General features: G+C 49.5%; 16 protein-coding genes. 11 read left to right on the top strand and 5 right to left on the bottom strand.

Annotation, left to right across the window (positions count from 1 at the left end; genetic code table 11):
• Window positions 1-13: 13 nt before the first annotated feature.
• From DBK98_RS08395 to DBK98_RS08360, 8 genes are read left to right on the top strand one after another with little or no spacing between them, the layout of a single operon-like run.
• The gene (locus DBK98_RS08395; RefSeq protein ID WP_032537170.1) at window positions 14-1,606 is read left to right on the top strand and encodes an NADH-quinone oxidoreductase subunit D; all 1,593 of its coding nucleotides are present in this window, start codon (window positions 14-16) and stop codon (window positions 1,604-1,606) included.
• Window positions 1,607-1,641: 35 nt separating this feature from the next.
• The gene (gene nuoH, locus DBK98_RS08390; protein ID WP_005775582.1) at window positions 1,642-2,718 is read left to right on the top strand and encodes an NADH-quinone oxidoreductase subunit NuoH; all 1,077 of its coding nucleotides are present in this window, start codon (window positions 1,642-1,644) and stop codon (window positions 2,716-2,718) included.
• Window positions 2,719-2,734: 16 nt separating this feature from the next.
• The gene (locus tag DBK98_RS08385) at window positions 2,735-3,214 is read left to right on the top strand and encodes an NADH-quinone oxidoreductase subunit I (RefSeq protein ID WP_005775581.1); all 480 of its coding nucleotides are present in this window, start codon (window positions 2,735-2,737) and stop codon (window positions 3,212-3,214) included.
• Between the two features lie 6 nt (window positions 3,215-3,220).
• The gene (locus DBK98_RS08380; protein WP_032537171.1) at window positions 3,221-3,733 is read left to right on the top strand and encodes an NADH-quinone oxidoreductase subunit J; all 513 of its coding nucleotides are present in this window, start codon (window positions 3,221-3,223) and stop codon (window positions 3,731-3,733) included.
• A 9-nt stretch (window positions 3,734-3,742) separates the two neighbouring features.
• Complete coding sequence (gene nuoK, locus DBK98_RS08375; RefSeq protein WP_005775579.1) at window positions 3,743-4,051, top strand: NADH-quinone oxidoreductase subunit NuoK; 309 nt, start codon at window positions 3,743-3,745, stop codon at window positions 4,049-4,051.
• Window positions 4,052-4,107: 56 nt separating this feature from the next.
• The gene (nuoL, locus tag DBK98_RS08370; protein ID WP_032537172.1) at window positions 4,108-6,018 is read left to right on the top strand and encodes an NADH-quinone oxidoreductase subunit L; all 1,911 of its coding nucleotides are present in this window, start codon (window positions 4,108-4,110) and stop codon (window positions 6,016-6,018) included.
• A 12-nt stretch (window positions 6,019-6,030) separates the two neighbouring features.
• Entirely contained in the window at window positions 6,031-7,515 is a 1,485-nt protein-coding gene (locus DBK98_RS08365) for a NuoM family protein (RefSeq protein ID WP_022011971.1), read from the top strand.
• Between the two features lie 7 nt (window positions 7,516-7,522).
• Window positions 7,523-8,959, top strand: coding sequence for an NADH-quinone oxidoreductase subunit N (locus DBK98_RS08360; protein WP_032537173.1), 1,437 nt, complete (start codon window positions 7,523-7,525; stop codon window positions 8,957-8,959).
• Window positions 8,960-9,088: 129 nt separating this feature from the next.
• Here DBK98_RS08360 and DBK98_RS08355 read toward each other — a convergent pair whose 3' ends face one another.
• On the bottom strand, window positions 9,089-11,848 hold the full coding sequence (locus tag DBK98_RS08355; RefSeq protein WP_005810253.1) for an ATP-binding protein: 2,760 nt from the start codon (window positions 11,846-11,848) through the stop codon (window positions 9,089-9,091).
• Window positions 11,849-12,085: 237 nt separating this feature from the next.
• Here DBK98_RS08355 and DBK98_RS08350 point away from each other — a divergent pair, with 237 nt between their 5' ends.
• The 3 genes from DBK98_RS08350 (at window position 12,086) to DBK98_RS08340 (ending at window position 17,456) form a co-directional block, all read left to right on the top strand.
• Window positions 12,086-14,785 carry a TonB-dependent receptor gene (locus DBK98_RS08350; RefSeq protein ID WP_005775574.1) on the top strand — a complete coding sequence of 900 codons (2,700 nt, stop codon included), beginning with the start codon at window positions 12,086-12,088 and terminating at the stop codon, window positions 14,783-14,785.
• 78 nt (window positions 14,786-14,863) lie between these two features.
• On the top strand, window positions 14,864-16,138 hold the full coding sequence (locus DBK98_RS08345; protein WP_005818445.1) for a hypothetical protein: 1,275 nt from the start codon (window positions 14,864-14,866) through the stop codon (window positions 16,136-16,138).
• A 169-nt stretch (window positions 16,139-16,307) separates the two neighbouring features.
• Window positions 16,308-17,456 carry a hypothetical protein gene (locus DBK98_RS08340; RefSeq protein WP_032537174.1) on the top strand — a complete coding sequence of 383 codons (1,149 nt, stop codon included), beginning with the start codon at window positions 16,308-16,310 and terminating at the stop codon, window positions 17,454-17,456.
• 649 nt (window positions 17,457-18,105) lie between these two features.
• Here the strand turns inward: DBK98_RS08340 and DBK98_RS08335 are convergent.
• The 4 genes from DBK98_RS08335 to DBK98_RS08320 all read right to left on the bottom strand — a co-directional run bounded on the left by DBK98_RS08335 (window position 18,106) and on the right by DBK98_RS08320 (window position 23,718).
• On the bottom strand, window positions 18,106-19,236 hold the full coding sequence (locus DBK98_RS08335) for a Rid family hydrolase (RefSeq protein WP_032537175.1): 1,131 nt from the start codon (window positions 19,234-19,236) through the stop codon (window positions 18,106-18,108).
• Between the two features lie 3 nt (window positions 19,237-19,239).
• Entirely contained in the window at window positions 19,240-20,700 is a 1,461-nt protein-coding gene (locus DBK98_RS08330; protein WP_032537176.1) for a PD40 domain-containing protein, read from the bottom strand.
• Between the two features lie 6 nt (window positions 20,701-20,706).
• Window positions 20,707-22,470 carry a DUF6057 family protein gene (locus DBK98_RS08325; RefSeq protein ID WP_032537177.1) on the bottom strand — a complete coding sequence of 588 codons (1,764 nt, stop codon included), beginning with the start codon at window positions 22,468-22,470 and terminating at the stop codon, window positions 20,707-20,709.
• A gap of 69 nt (window positions 22,471-22,539) precedes the next feature.
• Window positions 22,540-23,718: an AGE family epimerase/isomerase gene (locus DBK98_RS08320; RefSeq protein ID WP_032537255.1), complete on the bottom strand. Its 1,179-nt coding sequence runs from the start codon at window positions 23,716-23,718 to the stop codon at window positions 22,540-22,542.
• Between the last annotated feature and the right edge of the window lie 3 nt (window positions 23,719-23,721).

Genomic DNA, 23,721 nt, shown 5'->3' with positions numbered 1-23,721 from the left:
TAATCATTAAAATATGGAAGAAATAAAATACATAGAACCCGCAGCACTACACGACGAGATGCTGCGTCTGCGTAACGAAAAGCAGATGGACTTTCTCGAAAGCCTGACAGGCATGGACTGGGGAGTGGCAGAGGAAGGCGACGCACCGAACGTAACCCGGGGACTTGGAGTAGTCTACCATCTGGAATCGAGCGTAACCGGCGAACGCATCGCTGTAAAAACATCCACAGATAACCGCGAAACTCCGGAAATCCCTTCCGTCAGTGACATCTGGAGAGCGGCCGACTTCAACGAACGTGAAGTATTCGACTATTATGGCATTGTATTCATCGGACATCCCGACATGAGGCGCCTTTATCTGCGTAACGACTGGGTAGGATATCCGATGCGTAAAGATAATAATCCGGAAAAGGATAACCCGTTGCGTATGGACAATGAAGAGACCTATGACACCACGCAGGAAATAGAACTGAACCCGGACGGAACTTACCAAACCCAGGAGAATGTCATCTTTGATGACCGTGAATATGTAGTCAATATCGGACCACAACACCCGGCCACCCACGGAGTAATGCGTTTCCGCGTATCGCTTGAAGGCGAAACCATCAGGAAACTCGATGCCAACTGCGGCTACATCCACCGGGGAATCGAGAAGATGAACGAAAGCCTCACCTATCCGCAAACCCTTGCACTGACCGACCGGCTCGATTATTTAGGAGCACACCAGAACCGCCATGCCCTTTGCATGTGCATCGAAAAAGCAATGGGAATCGAAGTCAGCGAACGTGTGAAGTACATCCGTACCATTATGGACGAACTTCAGCGTATCGACTCCCACCTGCTGTTCTATTCGTGCCTCGCGATGGACTTGGGAGCACTGACCGCTTTCTTCTACGGTTTCCGTGACCGTGAGATGATTCTGGACATGTTCGAAGAGACCTGTGGCGGACGTCTGATTATGAACTATAATACTATTGGTGGGGTACAAGCGGATCTACACCCGAACTTCATCCCGAGAGTGAAAAAATTCATCCCCTACATGCGTGGCATCATTCACGAATATCACGACGTATTTACCGGCAACGTCATTGCCCGGCAACGCCTGAAAGGTGTAGGCGTACTGAGCCGCGAAGATGCTATCTCTTTCGGATGCACCGGTGGTACAGGCCGTGCCAGCGGATGGGCATGCGATGTGCGCAAACGTATGCCTTATGGTGTATATGACAAAGTAGATTTTAAAGAGATCGTTTACACCGAAGGTGACTCTTTTGCCCGCTACATGGTACGTATGGATGAAATTATGGAAAGTCTGAACATCATCGAACAGTTGATAGACAACATTCCGGAAGGACCGATACAGGAGAAGATGAAACCTATCATCCGGGTGCCGGAGGGAAGTTACTACACTGCTGTCGAAGGCAGCCGAGGTGAATTCGGGGTATTCCTCGAGAGCCACGGAGACAAGACCCCCTACCGCCTGCATTACCGTTCGACGGGACTGCCGTTGGTTTCGGCTGTCGATACCATCTGCCGGGGAGCCAAGATTGCCGACCTGATCGCCATTGGCGGAACGCTGGACTATGTGGTGCCGGATATCGACAGATAAGTAAATAGTAAATCGTCTAATCGTAAATATAGCATATGTTTGACTTTAGTATAATAACAAGCTGGATACACCAGACTCTGACCTCCGTCATGCCGGAGGGGCTGGCTGTATTCATTGAATGTGTCGTAATCGGGGTGTGCATTGTGGCCCTGTACGCCATACTTGCCATTCTCCTTATTTATATGGAGCGTAAGGTGTGCGGTTTCTTCCAGTGCCGTCTGGGACCGAACCGCGTAGGAAAGTGGGGAAGCATCCAGGTGCTCTGTGACGTGCTTAAGATGATGACCAAAGAAATCATCGAGCTGAAACACTCGGATAAATTCCTCTATAACCTGGCTCCGTTCATGGTGATTATCGCTTCGTTTCTCACCTTCTCCTGCCTGCCCATCAGCAAGGGGCTGGAAGTGCTGGACTTCAACGTGGGTGTATTCTTCCTGTTGGCGGCTTCGAGCATCGGTGTGGTAGGTATCCTGCTGGCCGGATGGGGCTCGAACAACAAGTTCTCACTGATCGGTGCCATGCGAAGCGGTGCACAGATCATCAGTTACGAACTGTCCGTGGGACTCAGTATCCTGACGATGGTGGTACTGATGGGTACCATGCAGTTCTCCGAAATCGTAGAGAGCCAGGCCAACGGATGGTTTATATTCAAGGGACACATCCCGGCGGTGATCGCCTTCATTATCTACCTGATAGCCGGAAACGCAGAATGTAACCGCGGCCCGTTCGACCTTCCCGAAGCGGAAAGTGAGTTGACAGCGGGCTACCATACCGAATATTCGGGTATGCACTTCGGATTCTTCTACCTGGCCGAGTACCTGAATATGTTTATCGTAGCCGCCGTAGCTGCCACTATCTTCCTCGGAGGCTGGATGCCGTTGCATATCGTCGGTCTGGACGGATTCAATGCCGTAATGGATTACATCCCGGGCTTCATCTGGTTCTTTGGCAAGGCATTCTTCGTGGTATTCCTGCTGATGTGGATCAAGTGGACTTTTCCACGTCTGCGCATTGATCAGATATTGAATCTGGAATGGAAATATTTAGTGCCCATTTCGATGGTCAATCTGGTAATCATGGTATTAATCGTAGTCTTCGGACTGCACTTCTAACCCGGAGGACTGAAAAATGAAGAATGAAGAATATACATATTTAGGTGGCCTGATGCAAGGCATCGGCTCCCTGCTGACGGGTATGAAAACCACCATCAAGGTGTATTTCCGGAAGAAAGTAACCGAACAATACCCGGAAAACCGTGCAGAACTCAAGATGTTCGACCGTTTCCGCGGTACATTGACCATGCCTCACAACGAAAACAATGAGCATCGCTGCGTAGCCTGCGGACTGTGCCAGATGGCATGTCCGAATGATACCATCAAAGTGACCAGTGAGACCGTTGAAACGGAAGAGGGTAAAAAGAAGAAAATACTGGCAAAGTATGAGTACGACCTCGGCTCGTGTATCTTCTGCCAACTATGTGTCAATGCCTGCCCGCACGACGCAATCACCTTCGACCAGGTATTTGAGCATGCCGTATTCGACCGGAGCAAGCTCATCCTGCAGCTCAATCACGAAGGCAGTAAAGTAATCGAAAAGAAAAAAGAATAAAAGAATATGGGACTTACACTTGAAACAGTAGTATTCTACTTTCTGGCAGTGTTCATCATTGCCATGTCCATACTGACGGTGACTACACAACGCATCGTACGTTCGGCCACCTATCTGCTGTTTGTGCTTTTCGCCACAGCAGGCATCTACTTTCTGTTGGGGTATACTTTCCTCGGATCGGTACAGATCATGGTCTATGCCGGAGGTATTGTGGTGCTCTACGTATTCTCCATCCTGCTGACGAGTGGAGAAGGCGACCGGGCGGCTCACCTGAAACGGAGTAAATTCCTGGCGGGACTCGCCACGACCATAGTAGGCGCGGTACTGGTGCTCTTTATCACACTGACCCACAAATTCGTACCGACAAGCGATCCGGAACCGGTAGAAATCAGTATCAAGACCATCGGGCATGCACTGCTAAGCAGCGGCAAATATGGATATGTATTGCCTTTCGAAGCAGTCAGCATACTGTTGCTGGCTTGTATCGTAGGCGGATTATTAATTGCACGTAAAAGATAGAAAGATATGATGATACACATGGAATATTATCTGGTGGTCTCTACCATCATGATGTTTGCAGGAATATACGGGTTCTTCACCCGGCGCAACACACTTGCAATCCTGATCTCTGTGGAACTGATGCTGAATGCGACCGATATCAACTTTGCCGTATTCAACCGTTTCCTTTTCCCCGGAGAGCTGGAAGGATATTTCTTTGCCCTGTTCTCCATCGCCATCTCGGCTGCGGAAACGGCTATCGCCATTGCCATCATGATTAATATTTACCGCAATATACGCAGTATACAGGTAAAGAATCTCGATGAATTAAAATGGTAGGCAGAGCATACCTCCTGCAGTATAAACATAGTATAATATACAACAACAGATAGATTATGGAATATACAATTCTGATCCTTCTTCTCCCCTTCCTCTCCTTCCTGACAACAGGGATAGGAGGCAAGTGGATGAGCCACCGGACAGCGGGCACCATTGGCACGCTGGTATTGGCAGCGGTGACCGTACTTTCGTACATCACGGCCATACAATACTTTTCGGCTCCCCGCCTGGCGGACGGAACGTTCGCCACGCTCATTCCTTATAACTTCGAATGGCTTCCGTTTACGGAGACACTGACATTCAACCTGGGCATCCTGCTCGACCCTATTTCGGTAATGATGCTGATCGTGATCTCCACTGTCAGCCTGATGGTACATATCTACTCCTTCGGTTATATGAAAGGTGAACGAGGATTCCAGCGATACTACGCATTCCTGTCCTTGTTCACCATGTCGATGCTCGGACTGGTAGTGGCAACCAATATCTTCCAGATGTATTTGTTCTGGGAACTGGTAGGTGTATCTTCTTACCTGCTGATAGGCTTCTACTATACCCGCCCGGCAGCCATTGCCGCCAGCAAAAAGGCGTTCATCGTAACCCGCTTCGCCGACCTGGGATTCCTGATCGGTATCCTGCTATACGGATATTACGGAGGTACATTCGGCTTCACTCCCGACACAGTTTCGATGTTGAGCGGTGGCGCCAGCATGTTACCTCTGGCCCTCGGACTGATGTTTGTCGGCGGTGCCGGCAAGAGTGCCATGTTCCCGCTGCACATCTGGTTACCAGATGCCATGGAAGGTCCGACTCCTGTCAGTGCATTGATTCATGCCGCTACCATGGTGGTAGCCGGTGTCTATCTGGTGGCACGCATGTTCCCGCTCTTCATCGAATATGCACCGGACGTACTGCACCTGATCGGATGGGTGGGCGCTTTCACTGCGTTTTATGCAGCCAGCGTGGCTTGCGTACAGAGTGATATCAAGCGTGTACTTGCTTTTTCCACCATCTCACAAATCGGCTTTATGATTGTGGCATTAGGTGTCTGCACCTCTTCCGACCCGCATCACGGAGGACTGGGCTATATGGCCGGCATGTTCCATCTTTTCACACATGCCATGTTCAAGGCATTGCTCTTCCTGGGTGCCGGCAGCATCATTCATGCCGTACATTCCAACGAGATGTCCGCCATGGGCGGACTCCGTAAGTACATGCCGATTACGCATATCACCTTCCTGATAGCCTGTCTTGCCATCGCGGGTATTCCTCCGTTCTCAGGTTTCTTCTCTAAAGATGAAATTCTGGCAGCTTGCTTCCAGTACAGCCCTGTGATGGGTTGGGTGATGACAATCATCGCGGCTATGACTGCCTTCTATATGTTCCGTCTCTACTACGGCATTTTCTGGGCCGGTGTAACTCCCGGACAAAAGTCGGCAAGCAATGGAGTAAGTGACGCACACACCCCACACGAGTCTCCCCTCACCATGACTGTTCCGTTAATCTTCCTGGCTGCCGTTACTTGTGTGGCCGGTTTCATTCCTTTCGGACATTTCATCAGTGCCAACGGTGAATCGTATACCATTCATCTGGAAACTTCAGTGGCCGTCACCAGCGTAGTGATTGCCGTGGGCTCCATCGTTCTGGCCACTTGCATGTACCTGCGTCCGCAACAGCCATTGGCAGATAAACTTGCCAAACGGTTCGCCGGACTGCACCGGGCAGCCTACCACCGTTTCTATATCGACGAAGCATATCAGTTCATCACGCACCGCATCATCTTCCGTTGCATCTCTACGCCGATCGCTTGGTTCGACCGTCACGTAGTAGACGGATTCTTCAACTTCATAGCTTGGGGAACCCACGCCACAAGCGACGAGATACGGGGACTGCAAAGCGGACGCGTACAGCAATACGCTTACGTATTCTTGCTTGGAGCATTGATACTGATCTTAATATTAATCTTATAAAGCACAAAAGATATGAACTTTTTATCCTTATTCGTACTCATTCCTCTGCTGATGCTTGGCGGGTTATACCTTGCCAAAGGCATTAAAGCCATCCGTGGAGTGATGGTAGCGGGAAGTACAGCGTTGCTTATCCTGAGTATTGTGCTGACGTTCCTTTATTTAGGCGAGCGCCAGGCAGGAGCCACAGCCGAAATGCTGTTCCGTGCCGACACAGTATGGTATGCTCCCCTCCACATATCCTATTCGGTAGGAGTCGACGGAATATCGGTAGCCATGCTGCTGCTTAGTGCCGTCATTGTTTTCACCGGTACCTTCGCTTCCTGGAAGCTGCAACCGCTGACCAAAGAATACTTCCTGTGGTTCACACTCCTGTCGATGGGAGTATTCGGATTCTTCATCTCCATCGATCTGTTCACCATGTTCATGTTCTACGAAATCGCGTTGATCCCGATGTATCTGCTGATCGGTGTATGGGGCTCGGGACGCAAGGAATACGCAGCCATGAAGCTGACCCTGATGTTGATGGGTGGTTCGGCTTTCTTGCTGATCGGTATTCTGGGCATCTTCTTCGGTGCCGGCGGGACGACAATGAACATCCTCGAAATAGCCCGGCTGCACAACATCCCGTTTGCACAACAGTGCATCTGGTTCCCGCTCACCTTCCTGGGATTCGGCGTACTGGGCGCACTCTTTCCTTTCCACACATGGAGCCCCGACGGTCATGCCTCGGCACCGACTGCCGTCTCCATGCTGCATGCCGGCGTACTGATGAAACTGGGAGGTTACGGATGTTTCCGCATCGCCATGTACCTGATGCCGGAAGCTGCCAACGAACTGGGCTGGATCTTCCTGATCCTGACAGGTATATCGGTTGTATACGGTGCCTTCAGCGCTTGTGTGCAAACCGACCTGAAGTATATTAATGCCTACTCGTCAGTGAGCCACTGTGGTCTGGTGCTCTTCGCTATCCTGATGATGAACCAGACAGCCGCCACCGGTGCAGTGCTCCAGATGCTCAGCCACGGATTAATGACAGCATTGTTCTTCGCCCTCATCGGTATGATATACGGACGTACACATACCCGCGATGTACGCGAGCTGAGCGGACTGATGAAAGTGATGCCGTTCCTCAGTGTCTGCTATGTAATTGCCGGACTTGCCAACCTGGGACTTCCGGGACTCAGCGGCTTCGTAGCCGAGATGACCATCTTTGTCGGTTCATTCCAGAACTTCGATGTGTTCCACCGCACACTGACCATTATCGCTTGTTCATCCATTGTCATTACTGCGGTCTACATCCTCCGGCTGGTAGGCAAGATTCTGTATGGGACTTGTACCAACAAGCATCACCTGGCACTGACAGACGCAACTTGGGATGAACGCTTCGCCGTTATCTGTCTCATTATTTGTGTTGCCGGACTGGGTATGGCTCCTTTCTGGGTAAGCCACATGATCGGCGAAAGTGTATTGCCCGTTGTTTCACACTTAATACCATAAAAAGAAGATGGATTATTCACAATTTCTATATATGAAAGAGGAGCTATCGCTGATAGCGGTTATCCTCATCCTGTTTGTGGTCGACCTGTTTACCTGCCCGGACCATAAAGGCACGGCTCCCAAACTACCTACCAGGTCGCTCACCTTGCCGGCTGTCATCCTGCTGACCATCCACACCGTAATCAACCTCTTCCCCGGAGTTCCGGCGGAGGCTTTCGGCGGAATGTATCAGTATGCACCGATGCAAACCATCATCAAAGCAGTGCTCAACGTCGGTACTCTCATCGTGATACTGATGGCCCACGAGTGGCTGAAACGTGAAGACACCAGTATCAAGCAGGGAGAGTTTTATGTCCTGACACTCTCCACCCTGTTAGGTATGTATTTCATGATCTCTGCCGGACACTTCCTGATGTTCTTCATCGGGTTGGAAATGGCGAGTATCCCTATGGCCGCACTGGTGGCATTCGACAAATACCGCCACCACTCTGCAGAAGCAGGTGCCAAGTATATCCTGACAGCTCTGTTCTCAAGTGCCTTGCTGCTGTTCGGTCTTTCGATGATTTACGGAACGTCAGGCACTCTCTACTTCGATGACCTGCCCGGGCACATTACAGGTAACATGCTTCAGGTCATGGCTTTCGTATTCTTCTTTGCCGGCATGGGATTCAAGATCTCCCTGGTTCCCTTCCATCTCTGGACCGCCGACGTATACGAAGGTGCACCCACGGCCGTGACCTCCTATTTAAGTGTGATCTCCAAAGGATCGGCAGCTTTCGTGCTGATGACCATCCTGACGAAAGTATTTGCACCGATGACGGCACAATGGCAGGAAGTACTGTTCTGGGTAACTATTGCCTCAATCACCATTGCCAATCTCTTTGCCATCCGCCAGCAGAACCTAAAACGTTTCATGGCATTCTCAGCCATCTCTCAGGCCGGATACATCATGCTGGGTGTCATAGGTGGCAGTGCGATGGGAATGACCGCCCTGGTTTATTATGTACTGGTTTACCTGGCAGCAAACTTAGGTGTGTTCGCGGTTATCTCGATTGTGGAGCAACGTAGCAACAAGGTAGAAATAAACGACTATAACGGACTGTACCGGACAAACCCCAAACTGGCTTTCATCATGACACTTGCCCTGTTCTCACTGGCCGGTATCCCTCCGTTTGCGGGTTTCTTCTCCAAGTTCTTCATCTTCATGGCCGCATTCAACAGTGGGTTCCATTTACTGGTATTCATTGCCCTGATCAACACAGTAGTTTCACTCTACTACTACCTGCTGATCGTGAAAGCCATGTATATCAATCCCAACGAAGAACCCATCCCCGCTTTCCGCAGTGACGGTTATACCAAGTTAAGTCTCGCACTTTGTACATTGGGCATCATAGCCTTAGGTATCGCAAGCTGCATCTATCAGGGAATCGATAAGTTTGCTTAACCATATTTCACCACAGAGGACGCAGAGGACACAGAGAAGGAGATAAAGATACGTTATCCATTAGGATAATAATATCTTCGGTTTCCCTCTGTGTCCTCTGTGGTGAAATGTCTTTTGCTATGAAAGCCCCTATTTCGGAATGGTGAACCAGAACCGGGAGCCCTTTCCCTCTTCCGAATCCACTCCTATGACTCCGCCTAACTGCTCTACGATGCTTTTGCAGATGGAAAGCCCGAGGCCGGTTCCATGAATAAAGGTGTTCAACTTGACGAAACGCTCAAAGATATGAGGCAGTTGCCCTGCGGGAATTCCAATTCCCGTATCCCGCACATAAAACTCCACGCACTCTTCTTTTTCTTCGTATCCCACGCGGATACTGCCCGATGAAGTAAACTTCAAAGCATTGTTCACGAAATTAGAGATAACCTGATGCAGGCGGTTCCGGTCACTCACCACGCTGCATTCCGACGGATGCGGATCAAAAACCAACTCAACTCCTTGTGGTACCTTGATCTGGGAACTGCGGACAATATCTTCACAAAGCATATTCACATCCGTCTCGCCATAGGTGAATTCAAATGTCCCCGCCTCTATTTTCGACAGGTCTAAAATATCAGAGATCAACTGTAACAGCAAGTCGTTATTCTCTTGTACAATCTTAATGTATTCACGACGTTCTTCCAGATCTTCCGTATCCACCAGCAACCCCGAGAAGCCGACAATCGCATTGAGCGGTGTACGTATCTCATGACTCATATTCGCAAGAAAAGCACTCTTCAGGCGGTCCATCGTTTCAGCTTTCTCTTTAGCCTCGATAAGCATGGCTTCCGTCTCTTTCAGTTCGGTAATGTCATAGTTAATGCCGATGATCTCTATCTCCCCGTTATCCGGTTCAAACTTGGTAACCACCACATTCATGCGCACCCAGTTCCACTCATCGGCAGTGCCGGGCTTCAACACACGCATTTCGCTACGGAAATCCTTCTCCTCACCCTTCAATACCTTTTCGTAGAAATCAACGACTTTCTGCCTGTCTTCCGGATGCATCTTATCATAGACTCCCACAACCGACGACAGCGGAATATCCTCAGGCTCGCCCATATTCTTATACCACTGTTTGATGGCATAACCACGTTTGGTAAGCAAGTTCAGTTTAGCATACCCCACCTTTGCATAGTCCGATATCAGCAGGAAGAAGTTCTCAAAATCACGGATACGGTTAATGGCGTCGATACGCTCCGTATTATCGATATTAATCAATACATATCCGTTGAAGTTCCCCTGACTGTCAAACAGCTTACTGACCTTTGTATAGAGTTCAATCATCTTCTGTCTATCCGAGTGGAAATAGTCGCCTGCCCTCTCAAAAGAGTAATTCAGCCTGAAATCCACCAAATCCTCGTTCCGCACCCGTTCCCTGATTTCAAGAGGCACATTCGGGTTCTCAAAGAAGCTGACACCTATTACATCCGCTTTATCCTTCACCCCAAAGGTCTCCATGTCCCAGTTGTTCAAATCGAGCAGATAGCCATCCTTATCATAAAGCTCCACTCCGGCAGGAATATTGGCAAAGATACTCTTGAAGAGCTTTTCGCTGCGATCCAAAGCCCTGTGGGCACGTACTGTCTCCGTAGAGTCCAGAAACAAGGAAACCACCTCGTCTTTCTCCGGAGAATATATGATGCAATGGGAACTGCGCTGGGAGCGATCGAAGAAGACATCCGTCTCTTTATGCACATTATCTTCAATAACGTCCACCAGATAGTCTATTGGTGCTTTCGTATCTGCATACAGTTCACTACCCAAACGCCCCACATAATCCGAAAGAGGCAATCCGATCAGTTCCGAACTCAGATCATTGGCATCGGCTATCCGGTAGTCGCAAGGTTTCCCGCCGGCATCCCGGATGATAGACATACGCACATATCCCATCGGCATGAAGCGGAACAGGTTACGCAAGAAAGAACGTTCGCGGATGGCATCATCTTTTGCTTTGCGCAGTTCGATGCAGATACTGATTATATTGGCCAAAGACGACAACCACTGGAAATCTTCATTACTCCAGTTGCGGTAATTCTCCACAAGGTCGATTCCCATATATCCCCATACATGTTCGCCCGCTATCAGCGGAGTGACCATCAGCGACTTGATGTTCTGGCGGCTGAGGATGGCATATTCGGATTTCGCATGTTTCGGAAGCTGATCCAATGAATCCAGTATCACCGGCTTACCCGATAAGGTCTGACTCGTCCACCAGGGCAAACTGTCGGTAGCGATGCGTTGCAGGCTTTCAATCTCCGCCGGCACTCCCTCTGCCACCACTTCATAGGTACAGTCCTGATAACGGTAATATTCATCATACTCAAAGATATACACCCGTCCGCCACGAAAAAGGTCGAGGATATCTTTCAATATATCCATGATACAAAGGTCCACACTGTCATCTTTCAGGAAGCGCAACAGCGAATGGGAAATGGAGTTCTGACGATACAGCAAATCGTTGACACGCTCCAGGATACGTTCTGAGGTTTCATTGGGAGCCTCTACCCGTTGTATGGTACCGAAGGAAATGATCCCCCTGCCCGGCACTTCCTCCCGATTGCCCAGGCGTGTATGCAACCAAATGATTCCCTCTTTGGAATAAATGGGAAAGGTCTGTTCATAAAACTCCCGGTGTATAGAAGCATTGAACTCCCGGACTATCTGTTCCTGATAGTCCTTCCGCACCCGTTCTCTGAAATCCATAAAAGAGATAGTATTACCTTCCAGTCCTAATAAATCACATAGATATTCTGAGCATAAATAGTGTCCGGCTGTGAAGTCAGCTTCCCACCACCCGATCTGTGCCATGGAGGCCATTCGCCGTAACCGTTCGATATCGTTATCCATAAAAGTAGTTTACAGGGGTATATGTTTGTCTGCTGTAAGTATGCAAAATTAGAAAATTATCCATTTCTATCAAGAGAATGGATTAAATATTTGCGGTAACGGTGCTCTAAGAGTATTGCAGGGGAAAGAATACACAGGAATGTAACACAGATGTTAACGAATCGTATAGTGCATGTATCACCCCCGTAACCTGAATCCCGCAACTTTGCACCGACAGAAAAACGTAGATAAAAAGACATGAAACAACGAATCGGGAGACTTCTCTCCACCCTTCTTCTCACTACATTTTCCTTGGGAATCACAGCAGGTGTCATCAAGGGAACCATCATTGACAAACAAACCAAAGAACCGCTCACGGGAGCTACCGTACAGGTTACAGGTTCCGCCACCGGTGCCGTAGCCGATTTAAACGGTAATTACACCCTTACACTGAACAACGGCACTTATACCCTCGAAGTGAAATACATAGGATATAAAACGTTCCGGATGAATGAAGTGAAGATAAAAACCGATGCGACACTGAACTTCGAACTGGAAGTGGATGCACAAACGCTGGATGCCGTCACCGTAGTGGCCCGCAAGAACCTGGAAGGTGAAAAGGCTTTGTTGCAGGAAAGACAAAAAGCAACGCTTGCCATCGAGAACATGGGAGCCAAGGAGATGACTCTCAAAGGTATATCGAACGTACAGGATGGGGTAAAAAAAATAACGGGAATCTCCATTGCCAGTGCCGGACAACTGATTGTGCGCGGACTGGGAGACCGGTACAGCACCACCACCCTGAACGGGCTGCCCATAGCTTCGCCCAATCCGGACAACAAGCTGATCCCGCTCGACCTCTTTCCGGCCTCTACCGTAAAGAACATTACGGTCAGCAAAGTATATGCCGCCGGATCTTTCGCCGACTATTCGGGTGCACATATCGACATCAGCACCAAAGAGAATACCGGAAGTGACTTTTTCTCCATCGGCTTCAACGTAGGCGGACGCTTCAACACCATCGGAAAAGATTTCTATTACAGCGACCGGAAGGGGGGACTCTTCAGTACAGGCAACCTAAAGAACAAAGACCGGATTCTGGCTATGGGTAAAAGCGAGTTCCGCGATTATGCCCGCAACAATGATCCGTTCGGTACAAACTTCGCCATCAGCAAGCACCGTTCGTTACCCGAGTTCGGCGGTAACCTCGGAGGAGGCAAGAGCTGGACTCTGCCCAACGGCAACCGCCTGAGCCTACTCGCCTCGGTAGGTATCAGCAACGAAAACCAGATTCTGAAAGATGCCTACGTCACTACCATGACGGCACAAGGCACACATCTCGATAAGTTTAATTACGACAGCTATTCCAGCGCATTGAAAATAGCGGGACTGGGCAGCATCGGATACTCGTTCCGGCAGGCCGACCACATCAACTTTACCCTGTTTTATGCCCGCAATGCCATCAACGACTACATGGCACGCGAAGGGATCGATGCAGAAAAGAACAACATTACGTCGAGCAACAGCGTATTTCATGCGTATTCACTGCTGAACAACCAGTTGATGGGACACCATGAGCTGACCTCTCAGTGGGATGTAAACTGGAGTGCTTCCTACGGGCTGACCAACAGCGATGAACCGGACCGCCGGCAGGTTGTCTTCTTCCGCAATGAAGGAAGCGACAAGCTGAACCTCTTTAAACTGAACCAGACCACCAACCGCTATTTCGGAGAATTGCAGGAAAAGGAGATTGTAGGTGACCTGCGCACTTCGTACAAATGGGGTGACGCGAACCTCATTCGTGTGGGAGGGACTTACAAAAGCAAAAAACGCGACTTTGAAAGCGTGAACTTCTATTATGACATCAATGCCCTGAATGCCGATGTCACCAACATATACGATACCAACGGATACCTGAATCAGGAAAACATAGCCAACGGAACGATAAAAGCCAATATCGACGCACAACCCCGTTACAACTATTACGCCGGCATGGATGTATGGGCAGGGTTTGCCGAAATAGAATATTATCCGGTTGAATCTCTGCTGGTCAACGTGGGGCTGCGCTACGAGCAAGCCAAGCAATGGGTACGCTACTGGACAGACGGAGGACAGGAGAAGAAGACGAACCTGGACAAAGGTGATTTCTTCCCGGCACTGAACCTGAAGTACACCATCGACGAAACCAACAGCCTGCGCCTCTCCGTATCACGCACCGTCACCCGGCCTTCGTTCATCGAAATGGCTCCGTTCCTCTACCAGGAGTCCTACGGAAGTGCCTACATCCGTGGTAACAACGAGCTGAAGAATGCTTATAACTACAACATAGACCTGCGCTACGATTTCTTCCCGAAACGTAACAATGGCGACATGTTCTCCGTTACCGGTTACTTCAAGAAACTGAAGTCGCCCATTGAGCAGACCCAGGAGTCTTCGGGCGGAACAGTGATCCGTTCTTTCCGCAACGCCGAAGACGGAATAGCCACGGGAGTGGAAATCGAGTTCCGCAAAGAACTGTTCAAGAATCTCCGTATCGGTGCCAACGGCTCATATATGTATACAAACGTCATCCTTCCTGAAGGCGGGGTATATACCGACTCGGAACGCGCTCTGCAGGGAGCCTCCCCGTTCCTGATCAATGCCGATATCAGCTACACTCCCCAATTAAGGGGAGAAAGCGACCTGACACTGGCACTGGTTTATAATGTGCAAGGGCCACGCATCGAGACAGTAGGTATCTACGGAACAGGCAATATCAAGCAACAGACCCTGCACACGATGGACTTCATAGCAAGCTATGCCATCAACAAGCATCTAAACCTGCGCTTACAGATGAAAGATTTGCTGAACAGTACCATCCGTTTCAAGCAGGAACTACCGGCAACGGGACAAAAGGTGGAAGTAGAATCATTCCGTCCGGGAACAAATGCGGAGATAGGAGTCTCGTACAGATTCTAAGGCTCGCCACAGGGAGAGACAGAATCACACAGAGTATTTATATTAATAATCAAACAGATAGTATAAACCATAAACAGTATGAAGATGAAAATGAATTATCTAAAACTCAACTCTTGGGCCGTAGCAGCCCTGATGGGAATGTGTTCGCTTGCAGCTTGTAGTGACGACAACAACGGCGAAGGTGGCGGAAACGGCGAAGGCGAAGAAGTGGTAGCCAACAACGGAACACTGAAAGGAAGCGTAGACGGATCAAAAACCGTGATCCTGACCAAAGGCTACAACTTCTCCCTCGACGGAGAATATATCATCAAAGCCGGTTCTACCCTGAAGATCGGTGAAGGTGTGACAATCAGCGCCAAGAGCGACGATGCCACCATCGACTACATCCTCGTGGAACAAGGAGCCAAGATCGAAGCGGTAGGTACTGCCTCTGCTCCGATTATCATGACCTCCGACACCAAAGAACCCGGAGCATGGGGCGGTATCCATATTTGCGGTAAAGCCCCTATCAATATCGGATCGACCGGTAAATCGGAAGTAGGAGACGCTACTTACGGTGGTTCCGATCCGGCAGACAACTCAGGTATCCTGAAGTACATCCGCCTGGAATACGCAGGTTATAAGTTCACCACAGAAAAAGAGTGCAACGGTTTCACCTTCTACGGTGTAGGAAACGGCACTACCCTCGAATATCTGGAAGCATACAAAGGTACGGATGACGGTTTCGAATGGTTCGGAGGTACGGTCAATGCCAAGTATCTGGTATCGGTAAGCAACAGTGACGATTCTTTCGACTGGACAGAAGGATGGAGCGGAAAAGGTCAATTCTTTGTCGCCTACCAGGAAGATCCCGCCACTTTGGGATATACATGTGACTGCCTGATCGAAGCCGACAACTATGACAAGAACATGGATGCCACTCCGATTTCATGCCCCACACTGGCTAACCTGACACTGATCGGCGCCAACAATGACGAAGGTAAAAGAGGCATCCGCCTGCGTGCCGGAACTCAGGCCAAAATCTACAATGCTCTGGTTACAGGCAAAGCCAATAACCTGACTACCGAAACAGAACAAACCGAGAAGTACTTGGTGAATGGTCCTTCGGTATTGAACTACATCGCTATCGCGGGAGATATCAAAGCCAGCGGTGACGGCGGTTACTCTTCTGCCCTGTTCACTGCCGCAGAGAATCACAATGCCATCAACCAGACTTTCAGCTTCAGCAACACCTTCATCGGAATCCAAGAAGGAGGAGCCGACCTCTCGGCAGACAGCTTCTTTGAGAAAGCGGCTTATAAAGGCGCAGTGAAAGCAGACAACGAATGGACCAAAGGTTGGACAAAGTTATAAATCACATATACACTCACAGAATGAAGAGGTAGTGTCGAAACTCTTTTCACCACAGAGTAACACAGAGCATCACAGAGTTTTTCAGTAATAATCAACAATTTAAAATTGTCTCTGTGTTACTCTGTGTCCTCTGTGGTGGATTTTGACACATTTACCTGTTTTTCAAACTATGAACAGATACAGACTAAGGATTATCGCACTGACAGCACTGGTTTGCCTGACCGGCAGTAGCTGTACGGACGACGAGAACGGCGGACAGGGTAACAACATTGTTTACGGTGAAAACATCATCGGAAACGGAGAACAGACCTTTGAGATAAAAGATCATCAATACCTGAAACGAGGCACTTACCTGATGAAAGGTTGGTGTTACGTCACATACGGCTCCACACTGACCATTGAGGCAGGCACCGTCATCAAGGGCGACAAAGAGACCCGTGCCGCCCTGATCATAGAACCGGGCGGAAAGCTGATAGCCCAAGGAACAGTGGATGCACCGATTGTATTCACTTCCGAAATGCCTGCCGGAAAGCGGAAACCGGGCGACTGGGGAGGGCTGATTCTTTGTGGCTATGCCCGGAACAACGAAAACATCATGCAGATAGAAGGAGGTCCGCGCACCACGCACGGCGGTCCGAACAATGCAGATAATTCGGGCATCCTGAGTTACGTCCGCATAGAGTTTGCGGGGTATCCGTTCAAGAAGAACCAGGAGATTAACGGAATCACTTTCGGCTCGGTAGGAAACGGTACGCAGATAGACCATCTGCAAGTATCCTATGCCAATGACGATGCTTTCGAATGGTTCGGCGGAACGGTCAATGCAGAATATCTGGTGGCCTATCATTGCTGGGACGACGACTTCGATACAGACAATGGTTACAGTGGTACGTGCAAGCATCTCTTGGGTATCCGCCATCCGCGAATAGCCGACATCACAGGTTCTCATGCCTTCGAATGCAGCAACAACGGTACAAACAGCCCGGCCACTCCCACCACAGCCGCCACCTTTGAAGATGTCACGATCTATGGTCCCGCCTCGGGAGACGCTTCATTCGTAAACCGTCCCGACTTCATCAATGGCGGCGGACTGCGACCGGAGAATGAAAGTATGTTGGGATTGTTCGGTTCGGCACTGTATCTGGGGACCAATACGTCAGTAACCTTCCGGAACTGCCGGATCAACGGATATCCGTCGGACATAGAAGGGACACCTGCCGTAATGGAAAATGTAGTGTTCAGTGAAAAGGAAGAAATCAACTATCCGGAGTGGACAAAAGGATGGTGTAACTTTAATCCACAGGAAACGGAGTATTGAATTCACCGGAATGAGGTGAATCAAAACCCTTTTCACCTCTGTGTTACTCTGTGTCCTCTGTGGTGAACCTCGGCACACTTCCTGCGGTTTTGACATTCTGTCAAAATGATACTTCAATCCTCTCAGATTGCTTTCTTTCGGCCCGTCATAAAGCCGCAAGACTAAAATCGCCTTCTATGGCGATCGCTGTTTTTACTTTTATCACCCGAACAGCCGATGGACGGACAAGATAACACCGTTTCTGCAAAAAGCAGGACCCATAGACGGGAATTGCCCCAAAGATCCGTTTCTTTGTCATTTCCACTTCGTTCGTTCCGGAGTAGCAACCAGGAGAATTCCACTCTCTTTTGGAGCTCCGATCGGAAACAATAAGAGTAATCCGGAAAAACATTAGGAGATATTTCAAAAAGAATTAAGCATTTGCCCCGAAAGAAGTAAGCATTTTCGGCAAATGCTTACTTCTTTTTCCGGAAAGCCCGGCTCTATTCTCTCAACACCCCGGCTTTCGGAGCCTTCAAGCCCGGCTTTCCAGCTTCCAAAGCCCCTTTGAGGAACGCTTTTTCTTCCGGATCTATCAAAAAAAAGAAATGCGCTGTTTGGCAAACAGCGCATTTCATATCTTTTAGAAAGCGAAATAGAATAAATTCTATCAAAACGATTGATAACTGGAGTTATCGTTTCCGGCTACTGCCATACATTCCATCTCGATCAGCCAGGTAGGGCGGCACACGGCAGCGGCAACGAACTGTATGGGTATTTGCGGAAAGCGTTCGGCAAACATATCCCGGACAACCGGATAATCGGAAGCGTCACGAAGATAGACTATTATTTGCGCCACATCGGCAAAACCTGCCTTACCTTCTTCAAGCAACTTCTCCACATTCTCCCACATCCGATAGGTCTGTGCCCGGATATCACCTACATGAACGACTTCACCACGGTGATCGATACTGGCCGTACCGCTGATAAAGAGATGACAACGGTCACCATACTCTACGGAAGTCCCCCGTTCGAAAGTCACTCCATACAAGGCTGTCGGGCTGAGGTGAGACAGCGCATGCAGGTAAGTCACCTGTCCCGGCTGCAATCCTTTCACCGCATAGGCATCGAGCAGCACATGTATCTTCGGATCGGCATGCCGCCCCTCTATGCCGGTACTGGCTATATAATGGGTCGATTCGGTCAGTCCCTGCCCGACAAAGTTTTCACGGCGCGCCTTGACAATGCCCGCATAATTCACATCCACGTTCTGCACAAAGATCCAGGTACGGATGCAATCGGAAGCCAGCGTACAGCCTTTTCCGGTCAAATCGGCTTCGTAAGATTTTAACAAGGTTTTCATCTGCTGCTCCGAATTACCGCAAGGCACACCCGCACCGGCTGTCCAGTAATGCTTATAAGCGGCGTTCCGTTCGGAGGTCAGATAGACCCACAAAGCAATCTTACTTCCATCCAACGGAGGCTGTTGCACAACCGAGACAGCATACGATGGCTCTTCCTGCAAAACAGCTTGCAAAACCTCCCACTGATTGGCGGCATCACTCAGAAAGTAACGGCAAAACGCCGGCACCATTCCCCTGAGTTTTATCTTCCTGCCCAATGTCTTATGATATGCTTTGCAAATAGCCGTCAGCTGCTCTTCATAACTCCCCGCTTCCGGATCGACATGAAACATCAGATGCGCCTCCTTCGTTTCTCCCTCACCCCCAAAAAGGGAATATTCAACAGTAGTCTTTAAATACTCTATTCTATGTTTTCTGTATTCCATACTTTTACTCATCTTTTATTTCACTTTAACTCGCTCCTTCGACATCAGCCCTTTGGCTATCTCCCGCTTGTCCCATTGCACCGGAGCGGATACAAACTCAGGAACATTATACGAATAGATCAACTGATCGTAGAATATATACGGATCTTGCTGAGGCAACAGGAAAGGCTTCCCGATACGCCCCTGCTCGTCCACCGAGGCGATATAAAGGCGGGTGTACAACCCGTCACCTCTCCGGCTGCTGAACACAAACCAATGTGAATTGCTGCTCCAGTTGTGATAACTTTCCGTGTCGTCACTGTTCACCTCCTCCAGGTTGCGGAAGGCCCCGCTTCTCAGATCCAAAAGCCAAAGATCGGCCTCCTTATGCCAGATGGAGAAGTTTCCATAATCCGAAAGCGTAAACATCAGATACTTTCCGTCGAATGAAGGTTTGGGAAAAGAAATGCTTTTATCCAGTGTACGGGCGGAGATTAATGTATCGATCCGTTCGCCAAATGTTCCGTCCTCCGGATGGAAAGCAATACTGCACAAACTGTATTTCACCTCTTTATACCGGGCAGGCATCTCTTTCTGCTCCGCCGAACAGAAATAAAGTGTCCGTCCGTCGGGCGAGAAGGCGGGAAATGTTTCGAATGCGGCGGTACTCAGCAGAGGAGTAGTCAGTATCCGATGTGACTGCGGATGGTAAACTACCACATCCGAAGCCTGGTCAAAAACCTCGATAGGCTTCTTCCCTCCCAGATGGAAAGTCTGGTTGGTCCGGTTCACCGAATAAGCGATGTATTCGCCCGAAGGATGCCAATAAGGATAAACACAGGCAGAAAGCTGTCCGTCAGCTTTTGTATCGAGGAACTCGCTCTCTCCACCGATGGTCATCACCGTGGCTCCGTGTCCGCCTCTGACATGCAGGCTGGACGGATCGGGGTTCGTCTGATTGAAAGCATGGCAATTGACGCAGGCGGCCGTCACCTGAGTATTCTCAAACAAAGGAGTCTGGCGAAACGTAGAAAGTTCGCGCTCATAAATACCCATCTTGCTGTATATTTCGTATCCCGGTGCAAGCAGGCGGTACACCAATCCGTAATCAATGGGAAACGGGCTGATATAGAACGGGAAAGACCGATACGCTTTCCATTCTCCGTTTTGACGGATACATACTTTCACTTCAAGGCTGTCCCCTTTATTGTTCTCCAGCAACTCGCTCCATTTTCCGGCAGGGATCTCCACAGATTCTCCGCTTGTCCGGATGGGATCTCCTTTCGTTCCGGAAATCACGACATCTACCGCCTCCGCCCCATCGGCAGTCACACGGAAGTTGAGCGGTGCAATGGTAGCGGGAATCGTTACCCCCGCATAGTCGGGCCATATCGGAGGAAGTGCATCTACCGGAACGGGCGATACCACCTTTTGCCGGCAGGAAACCACCGTTAATGATAACAGCAGGATACCTAAACACTGTTTTATCTTATTCATAATCTTTTATCTAAAATGTACATAGAACCAGTAAGTATCTCCAAACCGGGGTGCCAACGCCTCCTCAGACCGTGTAGAAGTGTAAATGCGCGCATACTCCCGCAACCGCTCTCCTGTCTCCCGGTTAATCTTCCAGGGGATTTCCTCTCCCGGCGTATGCTTCTGCATACTCCAGCCAAACAGCAGTGCCTCCTGATAACTCTTCGGTATCGAGCGGTAGCCCAGTTTCTCTCCCAAAGGATAATAGTGAACGAATCGTCCCATGTCTTTCTTCAGCAGGGTTATGCCCATCAGATATTCATAGGCCATCCGGTTCTCCGGATTTGCCTGCAACAACAATGACAACGTCATCTCCGGTTCTGCCGGATTGAAAAACAGGTCGGTTTGCGGGGTGAGTTTTCTCAGGCGTCCGTACTCGGGATGTGCATCGATCCGCGCCTCATCGTCCAGACAAGCCAGCATCTCCGTGGCCCAGTCTTTATAAAAAAGGGTATGTTGCAGGATACGCAGATATTTGCCTGCCACTTCATATCTTCCGTTTATCAGATTTGTTTCGGCAAGCCGCTTAAAACAGCGGACACTCTTCTGATAATCGGGGATGGCCTCCATCGCTTCAAAGACAAGTTGTTGGGCTGTGTTCACCATTCCCAGGTAATAATAGGGTTCGGCAGCTACCAGAGGAATTGTAAAGTCATTGACAAACGACATGAACAGCCCCTCTTTTCCACGCTGGCGATAGTGAAACATGCGGTCGGCCAATTGCCCTTTCATCCCTAAGGCAAGGTTAAAGCAGGAAACCGCCATGGGAGTATCGGGCAATTTCTTCCCGGTCAGGGCAATGATACCGTCCCAATCCTGCATACGTACGTGATAGTCGTAAGCCATTACTGCCTCTTTATTCATCGCGATGCTGCGCTTGCCAAGGAGATTCATGGCCAACAGCATCAACAGGAACTGCCCCGTAAGGGCCATAACGTAACGTCCCCGGGTAATCTTCCCGGGCAGGCGGGCTACTAACGGCGGAACCAACACGAGAGCTATCCAGGCAACCACTTGTGCTTTCGGAAAGAATAAAGGGAAACGATAACTCCCGATTCCCCACAACAAGCGGTCCATCGGATAAGGAAACAACCACCGGGAGGCCCAGATTGTGACTCCGGCAACAAGAATCGCTCCGCCTGCCGGAAGCCATAAGGAAGAGTGCTTCGTGCCGAAGCGCCAAAACTCAACCATCAAAGCCAGCGGGATGAACAACCAGGCACAACCTCCCGCCAACATATAGAGTACCGGAATGCCTGCCCAAAGGGAGATACGGCGTACGACAGGATTGGAAATACAGGTATATCCCGCAACTGCCCCCAACACCATGCAAGCGGAAAGGACTCCCGAAAGGAGATAGTTCTCGTCACAAAGAAGAATAAAGAAACACAAAGAGGGCAGCAGGGTAAGCGGATACCACAAAGAGCACTCTCCCATACGTCCGGCAATAAATGCAACCAAACGTTGCATGCCCCACAATACACCTGCTAAGACAGCGGCTCCCGCCCACGAATAATAATAAAACTGAGTGAGGAAATTACCTAAATAATCCGCCACTCCACCGGGATGGGATGCCCGTTCGACAAAATACCCGGACGTGAAAAGAAACATCTGGAACTGTTCCTGATAGTGCAGATGATAAGGATAATATACTCCAAAGAAGATAAAGACACCTGCTCCCAACAGGATGGAGAGAAGCAGGTTCACTCTCTTGACGTGTTTGTTTTTCATATTCGCTAAATTGTGCCCAAAAGTACAAAAAGTTTGGAAAACAATCTAACGAAAGGGGAAACAATGCGTTTATCCGCCCAACAGCTCAATGCACATACGCCCGTTATGATAAGGGCATTTCCAGAATCCGGCTTTGTCATCATCCCGGTTGACAGTGCCGTCGGCCCGAAGGCTCCAGAACCATTCACCGTGGACATCGTCAATCAGATGTTGCCTGATGAATCGCCAACAGGCCACGGAACGCTGTAAAGCTTCGCAATCACCGAAATAGCGGAACAGGTTATAGTATCCGGCTACGGTTTCGGCTTGTACCCACCAATGACGGTCGCCATCCACATGTACCGTAGCGAAGTTCTTTTCATACACCATTCCTCCGTCGGGAGTGAAACCTTCGGATGCGGCCGCAGCGATCTTCTTCACAACAGGTTCCACTTCGGCAAGGAGTTCGGCGTCTCCCAGTACGCGGGCAGCTTCGTGCAACAGCCAGGAGGCTTCAATATCATGCCCGTACGAAATAACGGCATATTTACTTTGCCAGTCATCATCAAAAAAGAGTCGCAGATGGAATGTATCGTTGTCCAATATCTTCTGCATAAAAAGTTCTATCAGGTTACGCAACTGCCGTTTCAGCCCCTCGTCTTTCCAAACCCGGTATAAGTTGGTATAAGGCTCAAGAATGTGCAGATGGGTATTCATCGTCTTGCGTTCATTGGCATCTTTCTCGCTAAGGCGCATATCGGCTATCTCGTTCCACTCCCGGGTAAGCGCTTCACAGTAACCGTTCTTTATTCGGTCGAAGCTATGGGACTCTATGTCATAGAACAAACGGACGGCATACTCCAATGCTTCCGGATCTCCGGTGGCCCGGTGATATTCGCTCAGACCATAAATGGCAAAACCGATGGCGTAAATCTGTTTTTTGGTATCCAACGGCTCACCCCTGTAATCAAGAGACCAATAAACTCCTCCGAACTCCGGATCATAAAAACGGTCGATAAGGTAACGTTCGGCCCGGGTTGCCATCTCTTTGTATTCTTCTTTGCCCAACAGGCGGTAAGCGGCAGAGTAGGTCCACAGAATACGTGCATGCAGAATGGCTCCTTTCTCTGCCTGAGGCATCCGTTCTTCCTGTCCGGTGATACGTCCGTAAAATCCACCGTTTTCTTGATCCACCATCCGTTCCATCCAGTAGGGAAGGATGTGGGTGGTGAGTTCTTCCAGCATTTCCTGTTTAAGAATCTTGTCCATAGT

Source organism: Bacteroides sp. PHL 2737 (assembly GCF_004115325.2).
Taxonomy (GTDB): Bacteria; Bacteroidota; Bacteroidia; order Bacteroidales; family Bacteroidaceae; genus Bacteroides; species Bacteroides hominis.
The sequence above is the reverse complement of the archived record's forward strand: the minus strand, read 5'-3'. Positions and strand labels throughout refer to the sequence as shown.

Coding starts and splice junctions, on each gene's coding strand:
- nuoH (WP_005775582.1), top strand. CDS start 1,642: ATGTTTGACTTTAGTATAATAACAAGCTGGATACACCAGACTCTGACC.
- DBK98_RS08325 (WP_032537177.1), bottom strand. CDS start 22,470: ATGAAAAACAAACACGTCAAGAGAGTGAACCTGCTTCTCTCCATCCTG.
- DBK98_RS08345 (WP_005818445.1), top strand. CDS start 14,864: ATGAAGATGAAAATGAATTATCTAAAACTCAACTCTTGGGCCGTAGCA.
- DBK98_RS08365 (WP_022011971.1), top strand. CDS start 6,031: ATGAACTTTTTATCCTTATTCGTACTCATTCCTCTGCTGATGCTTGGC.
- DBK98_RS08380 (WP_032537171.1), top strand. CDS start 3,221: ATGGGACTTACACTTGAAACAGTAGTATTCTACTTTCTGGCAGTGTTC.
- DBK98_RS08340 (WP_032537174.1), top strand. CDS start 16,308: ATGAACAGATACAGACTAAGGATTATCGCACTGACAGCACTGGTTTGC.
- nuoL (WP_032537172.1), top strand. CDS start 4,108: ATGGAATATACAATTCTGATCCTTCTTCTCCCCTTCCTCTCCTTCCTG.
- DBK98_RS08320 (WP_032537255.1), bottom strand. CDS start 23,718: ATGGACAAGATTCTTAAACAGGAAATGCTGGAAGAACTCACCACCCAC.
- DBK98_RS08350 (WP_005775574.1), top strand. CDS start 12,086: ATGAAACAACGAATCGGGAGACTTCTCTCCACCCTTCTTCTCACTACA.
- DBK98_RS08355 (WP_005810253.1), bottom strand. CDS start 11,848: ATGGATAACGATATCGAACGGTTACGGCGAATGGCCTCCATGGCACAG.
- DBK98_RS08330 (WP_032537176.1), bottom strand. CDS start 20,700: ATGAATAAGATAAAACAGTGTTTAGGTATCCTGCTGTTATCATTAACG.
- DBK98_RS08395 (WP_032537170.1), top strand. CDS start 14: ATGGAAGAAATAAAATACATAGAACCCGCAGCACTACACGACGAGATG.
- DBK98_RS08360 (WP_032537173.1), top strand. CDS start 7,523: ATGGATTATTCACAATTTCTATATATGAAAGAGGAGCTATCGCTGATA.
- DBK98_RS08385 (WP_005775581.1), top strand. CDS start 2,735: ATGAAGAATGAAGAATATACATATTTAGGTGGCCTGATGCAAGGCATC.
- DBK98_RS08335 (WP_032537175.1), bottom strand. CDS start 19,236: ATGAGTAAAAGTATGGAATACAGAAAACATAGAATAGAGTATTTAAAG.
- nuoK (WP_005775579.1), top strand. CDS start 3,743: ATGATACACATGGAATATTATCTGGTGGTCTCTACCATCATGATGTTT.